Origin of the sequence: Tautonia marina, from assembly GCF_009177065.1 — a bacterium.
Taxonomy (GTDB): domain Bacteria; phylum Planctomycetota; class Planctomycetia; order Isosphaerales; family Isosphaeraceae; genus Tautonia; species Tautonia marina.
Genome location: NZ_WEZF01000004.1, coordinates 259,725 through 277,226 on the forward strand (window position 1 = coordinate 259,725; position 17,502 = coordinate 277,226).

Below are 17,502 nucleotides of genomic sequence, written 5' to 3' on the forward strand. Positions count from 1 at the left end.
CTCCGCCTCACGCCGTCGCGATCTCGGGATTCGGGTTGGTCACGCGAGCCAGGTACGTCGTGCGAGGCCGGGTATTGAGATCCTCGGCCAGCATTCCGTAGTTGCGCGGCGACTTCTTGAGCCGGGTCACCTGCGCTGATTCATCATTCAGGTCACCGAAGACCAGAGCCTGAGTCGGACAGGCAGCCTGACAGGCGGTGACAATCTCACCATCCCGCACGCGTCGCCCTTCGATTTCCGACTGTATCTTGCCTTCGTAGATCCGCTGGACACAGTAAGTGCACTTCTCCATGATGCCCCGAGAACGCACCGAGACGTCGGTGTTGTGCAGGAGGACCAGGGGAGAAAAGCCCGAGCCGAGTTCCGACTCCTTGAGTTGGATTTCGGGATAGTTCAAGAAGTTAAACTTTCGAACCTTGTACGGGCAGTTGTTACTGCAATACCGCGTGCCGACGCAGCGGTTGTAGACCATGTTGTTCAGACCTTCGTGGTCATGGACGGTTGCCCCCACAGGACAAACCGGCTCGCACGGGGCCTTTTCACAGTGCATGCAGAATCGTGGCTGGAACGCAATCTTCGGATTCTCGAGGGCTGGCTCCTGACCGGCGGGGGTTTCGACCGCGAAGTAGCGATCCACCTCCATCCAGTGCATGACCCGACCGCGAATCACCTCTCGCTTGCCCACAACGGGAATGTTGTTCTCTGACTGGCAGGCGACCACGCAGGCAGCACAGCCAACGCAACGGTTCAGGTCGACGGTCATTCCCCAGGCGTACCCTGGATGACCATTCCAGCCCTCTCCCCGATCTGCAGAGTAATCGTACTCAGGATAAAGCGATTCCGTCGTCTCACCAAACCGAGCAGAGAAGTGCTGATTTAGGTGAGCGAAATCGGGTTGAGACTGATACTGATCCAGAGTGGCTTCACGGTAGAGGTCTCGACCGTCAATTGAGCCTTGCAATTGAGTCGAGGCCAGTTCGTACGTCTGCTCCGACCGGTTGATCGAAACCCCAGGGATGATCCAGGACGATGCAGTGGAACGGATTGCGTAAGCGTTGAACCCGGTCCCGTTGCCGACCCGACCGGCACGCGTTCGTCCGTATCCGAGGTGCAGGGTCACCGCCCCTTCGGCATGGCCAGGCATCACAAAGATCGGTACGTCGAGCGTCAATGTTCCGACGGTCAGGCCAACCACATCCCCCGACTGCAACCCCGCAAGCGGACTCGTTGACGCCTCATCCACCATCGACGCTGGAACCATCAAGGCGTTGTCCCAGGTCAACTTGGTGATGGGTTTGGGACATTCTTGAAGCCAGGCGTTGTTGGCGTATCGTCCGTCAAAGATCGTCGGATCGGGCGCCAGGACCAGTTCGAGCGAACCTTCCGTCGGTTCGAAGTCCTCGACGGTGGCCAGTGAAGCACCCTCCGCGATTGACACCTCGACGGGCTTGAAGTCCGTGCCTGCGATGAAGCCGTCGTGAAGGCATTGCCTCCAGCGTTGGGAGAAACCGTTCGACTCGGAACCCTCGGTCTCCGAGTCTCCCGCAAGCTCGTTCCGCCAGTACGCTTCGAGCAAGGCACGCCCATCGGGATTCCGATCCCCTCGGAGTGCCGCGACGACCTCCAGACTCGATCGTCCTCCGAAAAGTGGGGCGATCAACGGTTGAACCAGGGTCGCCGTTCCATCGAAGGCACGCCCGTCTCCCCAGGCTTCCAGGAAATGGGCCTGCGGCACATGCCACTGACACAACTCGCCGGTCTCATCAAGCGCGAGCCCGAGATGCACTCGAAGCGTGTTTTCTGCGTCAATCAGGGCATCTCGGAAATTCAGATCCGAGGGAGCATCATATACCGGGTTGACCTCGAGCATGACCAGCAGATCAACCTTGCCGGCATTGAGGTCGTCCACCAGTTCCCGGAGGGCTTCCCCCTGATTGATCGATTCACTGACGGGTTCGATCCACTCGATCGTCTTGCCGAAGTTCCCGAGCGTTTCGTTGATGGCGTGCGCCAAGGCATGAACGACGGGCGGTTGAGCGTCTCCCACCAGCACCAACGATGCCCCAGGATGCTCACCAAGATCGCGAGCCAGCGGGCCAATCCATCGAGTGGCTTCTTCCGGAAGCGACCCCGAAGGCTCAGGAAGTCCTGGAATCCCCAGTTCCCTGGCCAGCATCAAGGCAAAGTCCTTGATCCGACTCGCGGCCAGCGGCAGGCGATGATCGGCATTCGACCCCGTCAGAGTCAGGTTGCATTCAACGGCATAATGACGGCTCATCCCATCGGGATGATCCGGATTCCGACGATCGGCGTAACCGCGAGCATTCACGAGGTGCCCGGGACCATACGCCAGGAAATCCGCGTCGAGGGTCACGAGTCGGTCGGCACGATCGACATGAAAAATCGCATGTCGGTCTGCCCCGAACGCCCGAATCGCCCCGTCTCGAGCGTGATCGCGATTCACCGGCTCGTACTGAATCCACTGAGCGTTCGGGAACTCTTCGAGCAGTCCTTGAATCTGGGCTCGAAGGGTGGGAGAGGTCACCGTTCGGGTCAGAATCCTCAGCCCTTCTCCTGCCCCCTTTACCTTGAGTTGCTCGTACTGCTCCAACATCCCAACCTGGAAGTCTTCCCAGGTTTTCGGTCTGCCATTGCGAAGCACTTCCTGAGAGCGATCCGGATCGTAGAGCGACAGCAATTCCGCCTGACAGAAGAGGTCCGTCGATCCCACCGTAGCATTGATCGGCTGGGCGTCGGGATCGGCCGTCTTAAGAACCTGATCCACAACCTCTTTCGTGAGGGACGAAGGCGACGCCGGGTGAAGCCCGTTGCCCTCGATCTTGATCGGGCGACCTTCCTGGCTCTCAACCAGCAAGCCGATGCAATCTCCGGCAAGGCTCATCGAGGTGGCGAAGTAGAGCGGCTTGCCCGGAACCAACTCCTCGGGAGCCTTCACGTAAGGGACAATCTTTTCCTGCGGCTGAAACGCGCACCCGCTCACCCCCGCAAGGGCAAGCGAGGCAGCCATCAGCTTGAGAAATTGACGACGGCTCTCGGGATCATCCCAGGAATCAGCCTGCTCGGGAAACTCCCGCTGCATGTAGCTGAGGAACTCATCCGTCTCGGTCAGCTCCTCCAGGCCACGCCAGTACCGCGGCCCGGTCGCGCCATCGAGCCGGGAGCGAAGACGAGCCAGATTCAAGGGCGTCCGCTTCGGAGCGTGATGGGACTCTCTCATCGGTGGCAAACCGCGCAATTGGTCAAGGGAGTGTTATGGCCGAGAGTGGGAACCTCGTACATCGCAGCGAGAAGCTGCCCGAGTTCCTCCTGAGAGACGTAGTCGTCTGACGCCAGAAGCTCGAAGGTTTCCGAATCGGCCTCACGCTGAACGAACGCCTTGACAGCCTCTTGGTCTTGATCGACCGACCATTCAAGGTTATAGATTTCTTCTCGCGGACGCAGGTGCTTCTCAGGGTTTCGGTGGCACTCAAGGCACCAACCCATGCTCATTGACTCTTCCTTCCAGGCCAGTGGCATTTGGTCGACACGGCCGTGGCAAGAATAGCAACCGACTCCCTTGTTCACGTGAATCGCGTGATTGAAGTAGGTGTAGTCGGGAACATCGTGGATTCGGTTCCACTCCAGAGGTCGATCCAACGCCAGGCTTTCCCGAACCGGGGCCAGCATCGGACTGTCAGTCCAGATCTGGGAATGGCAACTCATGCACGTGTACGTCGGGGGCAACCCGGCGAATGAGGATTCTTCCACCGAAGTATGGCAGTAACGGCAATCAATCCCCAAACCTCGCACGTGATGTTCGTGAGAGAAGGGAACCGGCTGCGATTTGACCACGTGGACATCGGTCTGATACGGCGACCGGATCACCATGTGGGTAACAAGAAGCACCCCCAAGGCAACAAACGCCCCGCCGAAGATGCTCGCTCGGGCGAGCGTATTGGCGCTCGGGTGAAAAATCTGAGGCATTGCTCTCCTCGACTCGCCGACCAGGGCAAGACCACTCGGGCGACCGTCCGCCGGAGTCCCGCCAGCCAGGACGTCCGTCAATCGTGACCTCAAGGTGTCCGGGGGGGCACACCTGAAAGTCAAACCACCGCTCGTGATTTATTTCACGAAGTTTCCGAAAAAACAAGGATTGCGTCCGAACCAACCGTCATGTGGCTCGCCGACACAAGGGCACCCAACACGACGAACCGGGTTCGAAAACAACCCGCGAGAAACCTGAAGGCGGGCGGCTGAAATCTCGGCATCAGTTCAAGGATGACCGTTGTGTTGAACCAACACCGTTTCCAATAGACTAACCAAGGAGAAGTTCCAGGACAAGACACCGGTCCTCCATTCGAAACGAGAATTGGGGCCGATTGCCACAACTTATTGTGGGAATAGGTTTTAGAAATTTCTCGCTCATCGTTTGACTCTCCATGACGGCGGAGCAATCAAAGAGAAACACAAGAATTCTGAGGCCAAAACTCCTCAAATCGAGGAGGGCCATAAATGCATTTGGGCTTCCTATTCAGGAGACAGTGCGAGTAGCCAGGGAGATGGCTGGTGAGTCCAAGGCAGATCACAGCGCAGCAGTTTCATGGGGGGGGTTCTGGAACTGCTGGCCCAGTCAAGAATCTGTCTCGATTCTTCTCGCCCGAGGGGATGGCCGGGGTACACGACCACGCTCACAAGGCCACCGGGTATCACCTGGGTTACGGCTGCCTCAAGTGCGCAAAGGGTTGATTCTGGTCGCGTTGCGATGGAATGATCGCCTCCGGGGAGATAACCGAGGTTGAACATCATTACCTTCGGTCGAGCCAGGGGATCTCTTGCGGAAAGGAGCGTCTTGAGGTCTTCGTGCCTGGCTTGCGCAAGGATGACCCGATTCGACAAATTCGCCTCGATCAGCCGACGCCTCGTTGTGGTCAGAGCAACCATCTGGAGATCGAGCCCAAGAACTCGTCCTGTCGAGCCGACCTGCTGCGCGAGCCAGAGGGTGTCGTGCCCCTTCCCGACCGTTGCATCGATGGCGAAGTCCCCTTCCGAGAGCGTCCGAGCGACCAGAAGTTGGGCCAGTTCCACAATGCGGGGCAGACCAATCACTCGGACAACTCCACAGCGAATCACTGACCTGAAATCGGCAAAATGACCTGCGGAGTTCACGAGTTGCCGGCTCGCGCCTCGAAAATCATGCGACCAGCGTGGGGTCACTCCTTCATCTGAGGCGGTTCTGCCTGGAATCCCCTGCGAGCCAACGACCGGGACGGATCAATGCCACGATCAGAAGGAGGATCCAAAGTCCGACGAGAACTCTTGCCGGCCAGCGATCGACGAAGGCGATCGCCGACCCATCGGCAGCCGTCAACACCTGGATGAGCCGCTCCTCCAGTGGACCTCCGAGAATGATGCCGAGGACCACCGGACCGAGTGGGATGGCTCTCCGTTCCAGAACGAATCCGAACAGCCCAAAGACAAGCATGACCCCGATGTCGAAGGTGCTCCCGTTGATCGCAAACGATCCGAGCACACAAAACAAGAGGATAACTGGCATCAAAATCCGTTTCGGCACCCGAAGCACCAATCCCCCCGCCTTGATCGCTGCAAGTCCCACCGGCAACAGAATCAGGTTGGCGAGGATGAAGATCAGGTACAGTCCATACACCAGGGTCGCCTGTTTCTCGAAGATCTCCGGACCAGGCGTGAGATCCTTCATCATCAGCACGCCAATGACAATCGCCGTGACCGAGTCTCCGGGAATCCCCAGCACCAGGGCTGGAATCCAGGCTCCTGCCAGGGCTGAGGAGTTGGCCGTCGTCGCGGTTCCGAGCCGATCGAGTGCGCCTTCATCATCGGATTCAGCATGCGGAAGATCCGACTGGCGACCAATCCCGAGAGAAACCCAGCTTGCAATGTCAGCCCCGGCTCCGGGCAACATTCCGATCAGCGCGCCAATCGACCCGGACCGGAGACTCGAAAAGGGCCGCCGGACCAACCGTCGAATCGCTCCCGGCACTTCCTTCAACGGGTGTCCCGGTGAAGGTGTTGCTCCCCCCGGGATCTGATTCGACGCTCGATCGGATTCCGGGATCATCGTCAGCAGATTCTTGAATACCTCCGACACGCCGAACAGGCCGATCATCGCCGGAATAAAGCCGATCCCTTGATAAAGTTCCGGATTCCCGAACGTAAACCGCGACTGGGCATGCACGGCGCTCAGTCCCACGGTTGAGACGAGCAACCCGAGCAGGACCGCGGACGCTCCCTTGATCGGTGCACCTTGGGACACCACCACGGCACAGGTGAGCCCGAGGACATAAAGCCAGAAGTGCTCGGCCGGGCTGAACAAGGTTCCTACCTGGGCCAGTTGGCTTCCCAGCAAAATCAGCACGACCGCACCGAAGAGACCTCCCGCCACACTGAAGATCAGCGCTGTGACCAATGCCGCATCGGCCCGGCCCCGGGAGGCGAGGCCGCTCCCGAGGTCCGCGTATGCCGCCGATGCCGGCGTCCCCGGAATCCGAAGCAAGATCGTCGGAATATCTCCGGCAAAGATCGCACAGGCGACCATGGTGACGATCGCCGCCAGCGCAGGAAGCGGAGGCAACCAGTACGTCAAGGGAACCAGCAAGGCCATGGCCATCGTAGCGGTCAACCCCGGCACCGCTCCGACGAACACGCCGTAAAGAGCCGAGGCAAGAATTGCCGTCCAGACCACGGGGTCGAGCAGGACCTGAGAGGCAGCGTCCACGATCGCGGGATCCATCAATCCGAAGTCCCCTCTCCGGCAACGGTCGCCGGCTTCACCAACCCAGCCACCCCCAGGGAAGCGGAACCCGCAGGACAACCGCGAACACCTGATAGGTCATCGGAGCGCATACCAACGCGACCGCCAAAGCCACGGGCCACTTTACCCGCAGGAAGCACAACATCCCCAGGAGCAGGACCATTGCCGTCAGGACGTAACCGACCCGATCCGCCAGGAGCACGTACCCCAGCACAAACGCCAATGCGACTCCCATCCGAACCAAGCCGTCCCGATCGATCCGAGGCGCCTCGACCGATCGCCTGAGCCCTCCTCGAACTGCGAGGATCAGCAGTACCAGGGCGAGCAAGCCCAACAGAATCCCCGGAAAGATCATCGGTCCGTACCGCGTGGATCGAACAGACTGGAACGCGTCTCCCGTCAGAATCACTCCCATCTGACGGTCGAACTCGTCCATGATGGCGCGAAACGCTTCGGGGGGAGCGGGAGAGACGTTGAATCCGGTGTTCTCCATGAACTCGAGATACGATTCGCTTTGGATCACCTTTGCCACAGCCGATTCGAGCAATTCGGCACGATCCTCTGGCACTCCCAGCGGTAATGCAAGGCCTCGCCACCCACCCATGGTCCAGTCGGAGCCTTCCTCCCGAAAGGTTGGCACGTCGAGGAATCCCTGCACGCGATCGGCCGACATGACACCGAGACACCGAATCCGGCCCGACTCGAGCAACGCCGAGGCCTCTGGAAGGCTGCAACAGACCATCTCGACCCCGCCCGACATCAGTGCATCAAGTGATGGTCCTGCGCCATTGATCGGGATCCAGAGAATATCGCCAGCATCGAGCCCTTCATCGTTCAGCCAGCCGGCCAGGCTCACATGCCAGATCCCCCCCTGCGCCGTGCCCGAGGCCCGCAACGCCCGAGGCTCCGCCGCCACCGCGTCCTTCAATTCCGCCAGTGTCTGCCACGGGGCATCGTCTCGAACAAACAGCGCCGCATCGTCCCGATTGAGCAGCATGAGCGGTCGGAAATCGTCAGGAGTGATGTTCGTCAACCCCCGCCAGTGAAGCATGTTCAACTCGACGGTCACCATTGTCAGGGTGTAACCATCGGCCGGGGCGAGCGCTCCCCGAGTATGGCCCGTCACTCCCGATCCCCCGGTCGCGTTCACCACGTTGACCGGCACGCCGAGCTCTTGCTCAAGCAAGGCAGCAACCGTCCGCGAAACGGTATCGGTGCCTCCCCCCGCCGACCAGGGACAGATGAGCATCATCGGCCGGTCAGGATAGCGTTCCCCTTCGGAACACCCGACAAGGACGAGGAGTCCCAGGAGCAGGAAGGGCAGCCGTGATCGAAGATCCATGAAGCGAATCATCTTTGCTCGCTGGAGAGGTTCGCTGGACCGGCAACCCGGCCACAAAGGGGTGGCGATTCCCGAGGAACACACCTGACGTTGTGAGCCGCGGGGAATTCGACCATCGCATCCATCCGCGTCGAAAGCCTTCTGAAGTGAGGACCGCTCCACTCCCGGATCAATCTCCTCCTCGAACGCCGGAGCTTGTTCTCAGAAGGGATGTCGAAGATTGAGGATCACACTATAAATCACCACGGCCGCCGCCGCGATGATTCCGATACGGAGCACGAGCCTCCCCCGGCCCTCCTTGGCGTATTCGACTCCCTCCGCAATCACAACCACCGCCGCGATGAGGAGAAACTTGTACGCTACCAACCCCTTGATGTTGAACCGATGGAAGACCCAGGCAGCCAGCGGATTCGACTCGATAAATCGAGGCCCCCGAGCAAGTAACGCCCACGTCAAAAACACGTCGAGCACGCTGAGAATGATCAGCCAGGCAATCTCCGACTCCAAAAGAAGATGCCGGGTATGCCAGGAAGTCTGCCTGGTGCGACGGCGACGATCCTGCTCACTCATCGAGTTATCCGAGTCCGTTCCGACGATCAATCAGGATGACACGTCGGGGCAGTCCAAGCACGCCGCTCCCCCAACGGTCGCGAGCCAGAGGATGACGCTTCACCCGGTCCATTGCAAGCGCCTCTCCAAGTTCCTCCTGATTGACAGGACACCTGATCGGTCCTTAGCGTGAATGGGCTTCCCACTCAGAACCCTCGCGACCAATTGTCAGATGCCTTTCCTGGGAAACCTCTCATGTCCGACTCCCCAAAGTCTGCCCGCCGGCTTGCCCTCGAAGAAAGTCTCGCCGCCGATCCCACCGACACCTTTCTCCGTTATGGCCTTGCCATGCAATGTCTCCGAGAGGGAGACCTTGACGAGGGCCGAAGCAGGCTGGAGGCCCTCATCGCCGATCACCCGGATGACCAGGTCGCGTCCTACCAGCAGCTCGGACAATCCTACATGGATGAAGGCGATCCAGAACGGGCCCGCTCGTACTTCGTCTCAGGAATCGCGAAGGCTCAGGCGCTCGGCGACCTGAAAGCCGCGGGGGAAATGCAAGGGTTCCTCGAACTGCTCGGCTGAGCGTCCATATCCTACCGTGCCGGGCGGTGCCGTGATGGTGTCCACATTCACGTTTCCCCTTCGCATCCGCTTTGGTGACGGTGCGATCGCTGAACTCCCCGCCGAGCTTTCCACCCTTCGGGTTCGTCGTCCCCTCGTGGTGACGGATCCGGGAATTGTTGCCTGCGGCCTTCTCGATCGGGTACTGGACGGACTCGCTCGAACGTTTCCCGGTCGTTCGAGCGTCGCCGTGTTCGCGGACGTTCGGCCCAATCCCCTCGAGTCGGATGTCCTGAATGCATTGGAAACGTATCGGGAAAACGACTGCGATGGACTGATCGGCCTCGGCGGCGGCAGCCCGATCGATGCCGCCAAGGCAACTCGACTGCTGGTGGCGTATCCGGGCCCACTGGCCGACTTCGATGACCTGGAAGACAGCTCCGCGCGGATTCCCGGCGATCTGCCGCCCATGATCGCAATTCCCACGACGTCCGGAACCGGGTCGGAGGCGAGCTGTGCAGCGATCCTTCAGCTCACCCAGTCCGGCCGAAAAACCGCCATCCGTAGTCCTTCTCTGTTACCAAGCGTCGCGCTCTGCGACCCTGAACTGCCCCTGAGTCTCCCGCCGATCCTCACCGCGGGGATCGGTATGAACGCCCTGACTCGTTGTGTTGAGAGCTATCTTTCAACCACATACGATCCGATCTGCGACGGGATCGCGCTCGAAGGGCTTCGACAGGTGGCCAGAGGACTGGAGCCGAGTGTCCAGGACGGGGCAAGTCACGATGCGCGGCGAGCCCTGATGATGGGCTCACTACTCGGAGGAATTAGCAGTCGCAAGGGCCTGGGCATGCTTCACTCTCTCTCCCTCGCCCTGAACTCGGAAGGTTGCGCGCACCACGGCACGCTGAGCGCCATTCTCCTCCCGCACGCCCTGCGGTTCAATTTCGAGACGGCTCATGCTCGCCTGACCCACTTGGCCTCTCAGCTCGGACTGGGCCGAAGTGGAGACGGCCCCGGCCACTTGATCACCCTGTCCGAGATCTTGCTGGCTCGACTTCCGCTGCCTCGAAGGCTCGGTCAGGTCGAAGGACTCGATCGAGAGCGGATCGCGGAATACGCTCACCTTGCCCTGCTCGATCAGAGCCACCGAACCAATCCCCGATCGTGCGATGAGTCCTCGCTGATCCACCTTCTCGAGGCCGCATGGTGAATCGAGCCGGTCTCCTCCCGGAACGACGACGGCCCGTCGCCCCCCCCTGCAAAGGGGGGTCAACGGGCCGTCAGCGGGATGAGCGACGACACGATGGGTCAGAACTGATCGGCGCTAATCACCTCTCCCCCTCGAATCGAGTTCAAACCGATCCAGACAAGGTGGTTGATCGACTCCTTGACGAACCGAACCGAACCGTCGCCAAGCACCACATTGATTCCACCGGCATGCCGGCTCCGGGCTGCGGCGAAGGCCTGGCTGTCACCCGCATTCCCGGTGCAAGGCAAGCGATCCTCTGGCACGCAAAAGATGGGCTGGTTCAGAAAATCGCCACCTTGGACCAGATCGAGGTAGTCTCGAAACTGGTTCGGGGCAAAGCGGGTCATGAACGACCCTCCACCGGGCACACTCGACCACATCACCCCTCGTACGTCGAAGCGATCACCCTGGAGGACTTCCGCGATGAACACCGTGTTACTGGTTCCATCCCGGACGTCGGCCAATTTTGTCGTCCGATGACCAAAAGCCGACTGAAGATACTGCTGAGCCCCAATGGCCTCTTGTCGCCAGTTGGTATTGCCCCAGCTCACCGCGTAGTTCCCTTTCGTAAACACGGGGCCGCTGAGCAACCCTCCCTGGTACTGCGGTGTAATCTGAAATTGACGTTCCTCGTCACTCGGGCACTGGAAGATTGAAATCTTCGTCCCGGTCACGGTGCTGTTCGCAAAGAACCCGAGGGCAGGCGCCAGCGGACCGCCCACTCCCCAGGCGGTCGGCACGCCTTCCGCACCGAGTTCGAAATTGAAAGCGTTATAAAGTGCCTGCTGCTCGAACTGAGGCAGCATCAGGATGAACCACGTCGTGTTCGGCGTCCCGGAGAAGATGGTCGGAAATGACGGTCCCGGAGGACCGGCTCGCCAGATCCGCCCGGGTGCCAGCGTGTTATGGATATCATGGTAATTATGCAGCGCCAGACCGAGCTGCTTCAGGTTGTTCGTGCACTGGGCGCGTCGCGCCGCTTCCCGAGCACTCTGCACCGCCGGCAGCAACAGGGCGATCAAGACCCCGATAATGGCAATGACGACAAGCAACTCAATCAGCGTAAAGCCGCCGCGAGATCGTCGCATGGACGCGACCTCCTCATCGAGTACGGTTTGCGAACAACCGAACGAAGAAATGGAGAACCCCTGAGAGACAGGCAAGGCCATCAGGTCAGAACAGACTGATGGCTCCAATCACAATCCTAGTCGACCCTGAACCTGAAAGCGAGCACGATTCCATGAATTCCACAGGCACAGCATGGAACCTTCTGGCCCTCAGGTTCATCCCTCCGGTAGAGAAACTGACCAGTCCGAGAGTGCAGAGTCAAGCACTCTTGGGATGATGAGGTTAAGAATCATCAAGTCTTCTCAAACCAGCAACAAATCGACCACCCCTCGTTCATCTCCAGGCCCTTCTGGCAGGAAGACCCTCATGAGAAATGGTGGCTCCAGGGCAGTTGTTCTCCTCAGCGGTGGCCTCGATTCCTCCACCGTTCTGGCGGAATGTCTCGCCGAGGGCTTTACTCCCTACGCGTTAACGGTGCTTTACGGCCAGCGTCATCACATTGAGCAAGAGGCCGCGCGACGTGTTGCTCAGGCCTTTGGTGTCGCCCGCCACATCGAAGTCACGCTCGACCTGCGTCCCTTCGGTGGCAGTGCGCTGACGGACCAGATTGAGGTCCCCAAAGATCGACCCCATGACGAGATCGCTGAGGGGATTCCGATCACCTACGTACCTGCCAGAAATACTGTTTTCCTGTCCCTTGCCCTCGCCTGGGCCGAGACGATCGAAGCCTTTGACATCTTCATCGGTGTCAACTGCGTCGACTATTCCGGATATCCGGACTGCCGTCCCGAATTCTTAACCGCCTTTGAATCCCTCGCCCAGCTTGCGACCAGGGCGGGGGTCGAACATCGAGGGCGCTTTCGGATCCATGCTCCGCTGATCACCATGTCCAAGACGGAGATTGTCCGACGAGGTCTGGAACTCGGGGTCGACTACAGCATGACTCACAGTTGCTACGATCCCGACGAGCACGGTCGAGCCTGTGGCCGATGCGACTCCTGTCGGCTTCGGCTCGACGCCTTCGAGCAGCTTGGCCTGACCGATCCTGCTCCCTACCAGTCTTGAGCTTTCCCAGAAATGCGTGAAGGCCCTGCACCACGCCTAATGCGGTGAGGGCCTTCAAAAGTTATGGCCGATTGGCCCCGAATCCGAGCTTAATCGTAAACCCAGGTAAATCCTGGAGCGATCAGGCGGAACTGACGTTCCCGGACATCAAACTCATCTCCGGGTGTCGAAAAGTCGATCCGAAGCGTTTTGTACTTCACGTCGGAATTTTCCGCATCCGAATCGTCCCCGTATTGGAGGCCGTCAGAAAGCCCCCGAACGAAGATGGAGAGCGAGTCCGATCGAGCGATGTCGTCATCCAGAATCCAGAAGGCGACCCCGTGCACGGCGTCGTCAACTTCCTCCTTGGTACTCGGAGGAATCATGCCAGTGACCGAAACCGCCCCCAATAACGGTGCCCCGACGATCGGCGGGCGAGTGTGCTCACGAGCCCGAACCACCTCGACCGCCTGAGGCAGCACGACATCGGGATATCGTTTTCCCTCATCCGTCTCCAGGAAGAACTGGGGAACGAACATCCGAGGCTTGCCGGATCGGTTGATCACTCGGTAATACAGATAAAGCGCCGTCCGACGCCCCATGCCTGGAACGTCGATCGTCCGGGTTCGCAGCGGCTTGAACGAGAAGTCGAGAACCCAGATCCCTTCGCGGAGTCCTGTGTCCGCTGTGGCCATTCCAGTCTTCGATCCCGAGAGCATTTCCCCGGCCTGGAATTCGCCACTGACCTGTCCCAGGGTCAGCGTGCCGCGCAATCCCTGATCATCGTCAGCGAGGATTGTTCCCGTCGCCCCACTCTCCTGCCCCGTCACTTCCTCTCCGATGGAGAAATTGGCGTTTTGATCTCGGTACTCGATCTGAGGGGCCTTGTCCCGAGGCAAGGGAGTGGCGTCGATGATCGTTTCGTTCACCCGAGCGACACGAGGAACCTCGACCGTTGGTAGGGTTTGCGACAGGGAAAATTCAGGAATTGTCGGTGGCCCATCGTCCTGAGCGTTTGCCCGAGTACTGCCAAACGGGAACCCAAGGGCGAGTCCGCACGCGAATAACCAGGGAACGTGACTTCGCACAGAAGGGACCTCCCGCATCGAGGGATCGGGTGGAAAGGAATCGGAATTCAGGAAGAGAATCAGAGGTAGGCCAATCGACGTGAGTCTCTTAATTCTAACAACAGAATTACACTTACGTCAAGCTGACCACTGCGACCTCGTCTCGGCTCCTCCTCCACCCTGCCAGCGGTTCCGCCATTCGGGCCTGTAACGACGACTCAGTTCGAACCTGATGACGTGGTTCTGCAAGGCGTCCTGACTGGGGTCAAAGGCAAGGCGAAGGCGAGCGATTTCCCGATCAATCTGCCCGTCGAACCGTCACTCGACGTCCCTTGATGGTGCTCGATCGGAGCGCTGCGACGACCTCTCCGGCGACCTCCTCGGGAACTTCGACAAACGAAAAGCGGTCGGCAATTTCGATCGCGCCGATCATCCGACCACTGATCCCGGCCTCGTTGGCAATCGCTCCCACCAGGTCCCCGGGACGGACCCCGGACTCCCGACCCGCACCAATATAAAGCCGCGCCACTCCCGAGCCGAAACCTGCGGAGGTGGCTTCAGATCGACGCGGCTTTCGAGTGCCGGACGGCCCCTCTTTCGTCTTGCGCCTTGGTTCCCGGGTGGGACGACGATCCCGAGAGGGACGATCGGATCGGGGAGCGACCACCGGGATTTCCTGATCATCTTCCTCGTCGTTCCCCAGCGCGTTATGGGCCAACTTCAGCGCGGCAAGGGTCACGGTCAGGATGTCGAACTCTCCGGTTAACGACTCAAGTACGACTCGGAATCGGTCCAGCTCTCCCTCAATCAGCGTTTCCCGAACGGCAGCTACGGTCAAATCGAGTCGTTTGGAACGCACGTCGGCAACGGTTGGGACCTGTGCCAGTTCGATCTTCCGCTTGGTCGCGCGTTCAAAATTCTGGAGTAGGCGATGCTCTCTCGGCTCGGCAAGGGTGATTGCCACCCCTTCTCGACCGGCTCGACCCACTCGACCAATCCGGTGAACGTACGATTCCGCCTCGGTCGGGGGATCGTAGTTCACCACATGAGAGAGATGCTCGATATCGAGGCCCCGAGCAGCAACATCCGTGGCAATCAGCAGATCGGCGTTTCCAGACCGGAATTTTTTCATCACCCGGTCACGCTGCTCTTGCGACATTCCACCGTGCAGCGGCTCAGCCCGGTATCCTCGGGCGTTGAGCATTTCCGCCAGTTGATCGACCTCATCGCGTCTCCGGCAGAAGACGATCGCCGAGGTCGGATTCTCCAGGTCGAGCACTCGTCCCAGCGCAGCGATCTTGTACGCCCTGGGCACAAGGTACGCCAGTTGTCTGACCTTCGGGATCGCTCCCGCAGGAAGCTTCTCCTTGGCAATGGTGATCTGAACCGGATCCTTCAGATGCCGACGGGCGATCGCGGCAATCCGAGGAGGCATGGTCGCCGAAAAGAGGACGGTCTGACGATCCTCAGGGGTCTCTCCCAGAATCGACTCGATGTCATCGGCGAAGCCCATATCGAGCATTTCGTCCGCTTCATCGAGGATCACCGTCACCACGCCTTGGAGTGGCATCGTCCCCCGCTTGATGTGATCGAGCGCGCGTCCTGGAGTCGCCACGACAACATCGACTCCTCGTTGCAACGCTCGAAGCTGTGGCCCATAAGCCTGACCACCGTAAATCGGCAACACTTCGATTCCGAGCTTTTTGCCATAACGATGCACGGCCTGAGCCACCTGCATCGCCAGTTCTCGGGTCGGAACAAGAATCAGGGCCGATGGCTTCCCACGATTCGCTTCTGCTACGCTCAGGCGTTGCAGCAACGGCAGCGCGAATGCTGCCGTCTTTCCGGTCCCGGTTGCGGCCTGGCCGACCAGATTCCGTCCCTCGATCAGTGGCGGGATGGTTTCCCGCTGGATCGGCGTAGGTTCCTCGTAGCCAAGTTCGGCGAGCGTCTCCGCGAGGCGGGCGTCGAGGCCAAGCGCGTCGAATCCAGGGCCCGCGTCGTTGGAGATCGGAGTGGACATCCCAAACGTTTCCTTTTGAAGTTGCGCGTGTCGAACCTGAGTGAATCGTCAGATGGCGGTTCGACGATCAAAACGGACCAGTCTACCAAAAAACCCAGAATCGGTGTGGGGATGGAGCACAAGAATTTCCGTGGTCCAGGAGGGCCAGGTTCAACCGGCCATCGAGCGACCCGTGCATCGGAAGGACTCTGTCGCAATCCGGGACCTGGGCCGCTAGAGTCAGATCGTCCGCCTTCCAAGCAGCGCTTTGCGATGCGATCCGAATTCAAGCCCGAGGCACGTCAATGAAACGTCGACGGTTCTTCCAGGCAACAGCTGCCGGGCTCGCGCTCTCAACGGCTCCTGGATTCGCGGAAGCCGCCGCCGCCATGCAAGGCAAGCGCGTCGGTCTGATCGGCACAGGCTGGTACGGCAAGGTCGATCTCTTTCGATTGCTCCAGGTGGCTCCGGTCGAGGTGGCGGCACTCTGTGATGTCGATGCAAAGATGCTTGCCGAGGCCGCCGAGATGACGGCCAAGCGGCAGCCATCTGGCAAGGTTCCCCGGACCTACGCCGATTATCGCGAGATGCTCGATGAGAACGACCTCGACATTGTCCTGATCGCCACCCCCGACCACTGGCACGCCCTGCCGATGATCGCCGCGGTCGAGCGCGGGGCCGACGTCTACGTGCAAAAACCGATCAGCGTTGACGTGGCTGAAGGGAAGGCCATGCTCGACGCCGCCCGCAAGCACGGCCGAGTCGTTCAGGTCGGCACGCAGCGACGGAGTACCCCCCACCTGATCGAAGCCCGCGATCGGATCGTCCGCGAGGGCCTGCTCGGGACGATTGGCCACGTCGAGGTCTACTGTTATTACCATATGCGCAATCGAAGCCAGGCGGCCGACACCGCGCCTCCCGAGCATCTTGACTGGGAGATGTGGACCGGTCCTGCCCCCATGCGACCGTTCAACCCGATCGCCCACCCGCGAGGTTGGCGCGCCTTTACCGAGTACGGCAACGGCATCATGGGCGACATGTGCATTCACATGCTCGATGCCGTCCGCTGGATGCTCGACCTGGGCTGGCCGAAGCGCATCGCCTCGACCGGCGGAATCTTCATCGATCCTGCGAGCCGAGCCAACATTCCCGACACCCAGACCGCGACCTTTGAGTTCGACGAGTTCCCGGTCGTCTGGCAGCACCGCTCCTGGGGCCACCCGGTTGATCCTGATTACCCCTGGGGAGCCACCATCTACGGCGACAAAGGGACGCTGAAGCTCAGCGTTCATCGCTACGACTTCACTCCCCTCGGGAACGGGCAGCCGATTCACGGCGATGTCCTCTACGAGCTGGACGAGTACCCCGAGGATCGAACCGAAAAGGATCTCGAGCAGCACGTTGCTCCTGCCGTTCGTCGTCACATGCTCGACTTTCTGTCCGCCATCGAATCGAGGGGCAAGCCCGTGGCCGACATCGAGCAAGGCCACATCTCCTCGGCCTCGTGCATCCTGGCAAATCTGGCAATGGACCTCGGCCGAACCTTGACCTGGGATGCCGAACTCGGCCAGGTGGTCGGTGATGACGAAGCGAATCGCCGTCTCGCCCGTCCCTATCGCGAGCCCTGGACTCATCCCGGGAAGCACCTCCTCTGAGAACGCGACGGGCGGTTTGTCTGAGGTGCCCCCGGCGTTCCCTCGGCAACGCCGGGGGATTCTTTCGTTTTTCTGTCGGCTCCTTGGCGGCCGTTACGATTGTTCGTGGGGATCGAGCAACGCGGCTTGATCGCACCAGGAAAAATTTCGGGATCGCACTGGTACGACGTGC

General features: G+C 60.1%; 13 protein-coding genes. 4 read left to right on the plus strand and 9 right to left on the minus strand.

Going from position 1 to position 17,502, the window contains the following annotated elements; all coding sequences use genetic code 11:
• Positions 1-7 precede the first annotated feature (7 nt).
• From GA615_RS07130 to GA615_RS07155, 6 genes are all read right to left on the minus strand, one after another.
• Positions 8-3,238 carry a TAT-variant-translocated molybdopterin oxidoreductase gene (locus GA615_RS07130; protein WP_152050581.1) on the minus strand — a complete coding sequence of 1,077 codons (3,231 nt, stop codon included), beginning with the start codon at positions 3,236-3,238 and terminating at the stop codon, positions 8-10.
• Entirely contained in the window at positions 3,235-3,984 is a 750-nt protein-coding gene (locus GA615_RS07135) for a cytochrome c3 family protein (protein WP_152050582.1), read from the minus strand. The genes GA615_RS07130 and GA615_RS07135 overlap by 4 nt, the downstream gene beginning before the upstream one ends.
• A gap of 543 nt (positions 3,985-4,527) precedes the next feature.
• Complete coding sequence (locus GA615_RS07140) at positions 4,528-5,106, minus strand: class I SAM-dependent methyltransferase (RefSeq protein WP_152050583.1); 579 nt, start codon at positions 5,104-5,106, stop codon at positions 4,528-4,530.
• A gap of 112 nt (positions 5,107-5,218) precedes the next feature.
• Positions 5,219-6,766, minus strand: coding sequence for a tripartite tricarboxylate transporter permease (locus GA615_RS07145; RefSeq protein WP_152050584.1), 1,548 nt, complete (start codon positions 6,764-6,766; stop codon positions 5,219-5,221).
• Positions 6,767-6,803: 37 nt separating this feature from the next.
• Positions 6,804-8,141, minus strand: coding sequence for a tripartite tricarboxylate transporter substrate-binding protein (locus GA615_RS07150; RefSeq protein ID WP_152050585.1), 1,338 nt, complete (start codon positions 8,139-8,141; stop codon positions 6,804-6,806).
• 189 nt (positions 8,142-8,330) lie between these two features.
• Positions 8,331-8,699, minus strand: a complete 369-nt coding sequence (locus GA615_RS07155; RefSeq protein ID WP_152050586.1) for a DUF5658 family protein — start codon at positions 8,697-8,699, stop codon at positions 8,331-8,333.
• Between the two features lie 234 nt (positions 8,700-8,933).
• Here GA615_RS07155 and GA615_RS07160 point away from each other — a divergent pair, with 234 nt between their 5' ends.
• Both GA615_RS07160 and GA615_RS07165 read left to right on the plus strand, forming a co-directional pair.
• Positions 8,934-9,263 (plus strand): tetratricopeptide repeat protein, encoded by a 330-nt coding sequence (locus tag GA615_RS07160; protein ID WP_152050587.1) that lies wholly within the window; start codon positions 8,934-8,936, stop codon positions 9,261-9,263.
• 34 nt (positions 9,264-9,297) lie between these two features.
• The gene (locus GA615_RS07165; RefSeq protein WP_152050588.1) at positions 9,298-10,455 is read left to right on the plus strand and encodes an iron-containing alcohol dehydrogenase; all 1,158 of its coding nucleotides are present in this window, start codon (positions 9,298-9,300) and stop codon (positions 10,453-10,455) included.
• Positions 10,456-10,553: 98 nt separating this feature from the next.
• Here GA615_RS07165 and GA615_RS07170 read toward each other — a convergent pair whose 3' ends face one another.
• Positions 10,554-11,582: a DUF1559 domain-containing protein gene (locus tag GA615_RS07170; RefSeq protein WP_152050589.1), complete on the minus strand. Its 1,029-nt coding sequence runs from the start codon at positions 11,580-11,582 to the stop codon at positions 10,554-10,556.
• A 346-nt stretch (positions 11,583-11,928) separates the two neighbouring features.
• On the opposite strand from GA615_RS07170, the gene queC reads away from it, so the two are divergent.
• Positions 11,929-12,627 (plus strand): 7-cyano-7-deazaguanine synthase QueC, encoded by a 699-nt coding sequence (gene queC / locus GA615_RS07175; protein ID WP_152050590.1) that lies wholly within the window; start codon positions 11,929-11,931, stop codon positions 12,625-12,627.
• A gap of 89 nt (positions 12,628-12,716) precedes the next feature.
• Here queC and GA615_RS07180 read toward each other — a convergent pair whose 3' ends face one another.
• The gene (locus GA615_RS07180) at positions 12,717-13,535 is read right to left on the minus strand and encodes a hypothetical protein (protein WP_152050591.1); all 819 of its coding nucleotides are present in this window, start codon (positions 13,533-13,535) and stop codon (positions 12,717-12,719) included.
• Between the two features lie 436 nt (positions 13,536-13,971).
• Entirely contained in the window at positions 13,972-15,696 is a 1,725-nt protein-coding gene (locus tag GA615_RS07185) for a DEAD/DEAH box helicase (protein WP_152050592.1), read from the minus strand.
• A gap of 284 nt (positions 15,697-15,980) precedes the next feature.
• Between GA615_RS07185 and GA615_RS07190 the strand changes: the two genes are divergently transcribed.
• Positions 15,981-17,330: a Gfo/Idh/MocA family protein gene (locus GA615_RS07190; RefSeq protein WP_152050593.1), complete on the plus strand. Its 1,350-nt coding sequence runs from the start codon at positions 15,981-15,983 to the stop codon at positions 17,328-17,330.
• Positions 17,331-17,502 lie beyond the last annotated feature (172 nt).

Coding starts and splice junctions, on each gene's coding strand:
- GA615_RS07150 (WP_152050585.1), bottom strand. CDS start 8,141: ATGATTCGCTTCATGGATCTTCGATCACGGCTGCCCTTCCTGCTCCTG.
- GA615_RS07190 (WP_152050593.1), top strand. CDS start 15,981: ATGAAACGTCGACGGTTCTTCCAGGCAACAGCTGCCGGGCTCGCGCTC.
- GA615_RS07160 (WP_152050587.1), top strand. CDS start 8,934: ATGTCCGACTCCCCAAAGTCTGCCCGCCGGCTTGCCCTCGAAGAAAGT.
- GA615_RS07145 (WP_152050584.1), bottom strand. CDS start 6,766: ATGGATCCCGCGATCGTGGACGCTGCCTCTCAGGTCCTGCTCGACCCC.
- GA615_RS07155 (WP_152050586.1), bottom strand. CDS start 8,699: ATGAGTGAGCAGGATCGTCGCCGTCGCACCAGGCAGACTTCCTGGCAT.
- GA615_RS07185 (WP_152050592.1), bottom strand. CDS start 15,696: ATGTCCACTCCGATCTCCAACGACGCGGGCCCTGGATTCGACGCGCTT.
- queC (WP_152050590.1), top strand. CDS start 11,929: ATGAGAAATGGTGGCTCCAGGGCAGTTGTTCTCCTCAGCGGTGGCCTC.
- GA615_RS07165 (WP_152050588.1), top strand. CDS start 9,298: ATGGTGTCCACATTCACGTTTCCCCTTCGCATCCGCTTTGGTGACGGT.
- GA615_RS07130 (WP_152050581.1), bottom strand. CDS start 3,238: ATGAGAGAGTCCCATCACGCTCCGAAGCGGACGCCCTTGAATCTGGCT.
- GA615_RS07170 (WP_152050589.1), bottom strand. CDS start 11,582: ATGCGACGATCTCGCGGCGGCTTTACGCTGATTGAGTTGCTTGTCGTC.
- GA615_RS07135 (WP_152050582.1), bottom strand. CDS start 3,984: ATGCCTCAGATTTTTCACCCGAGCGCCAATACGCTCGCCCGAGCGAGC.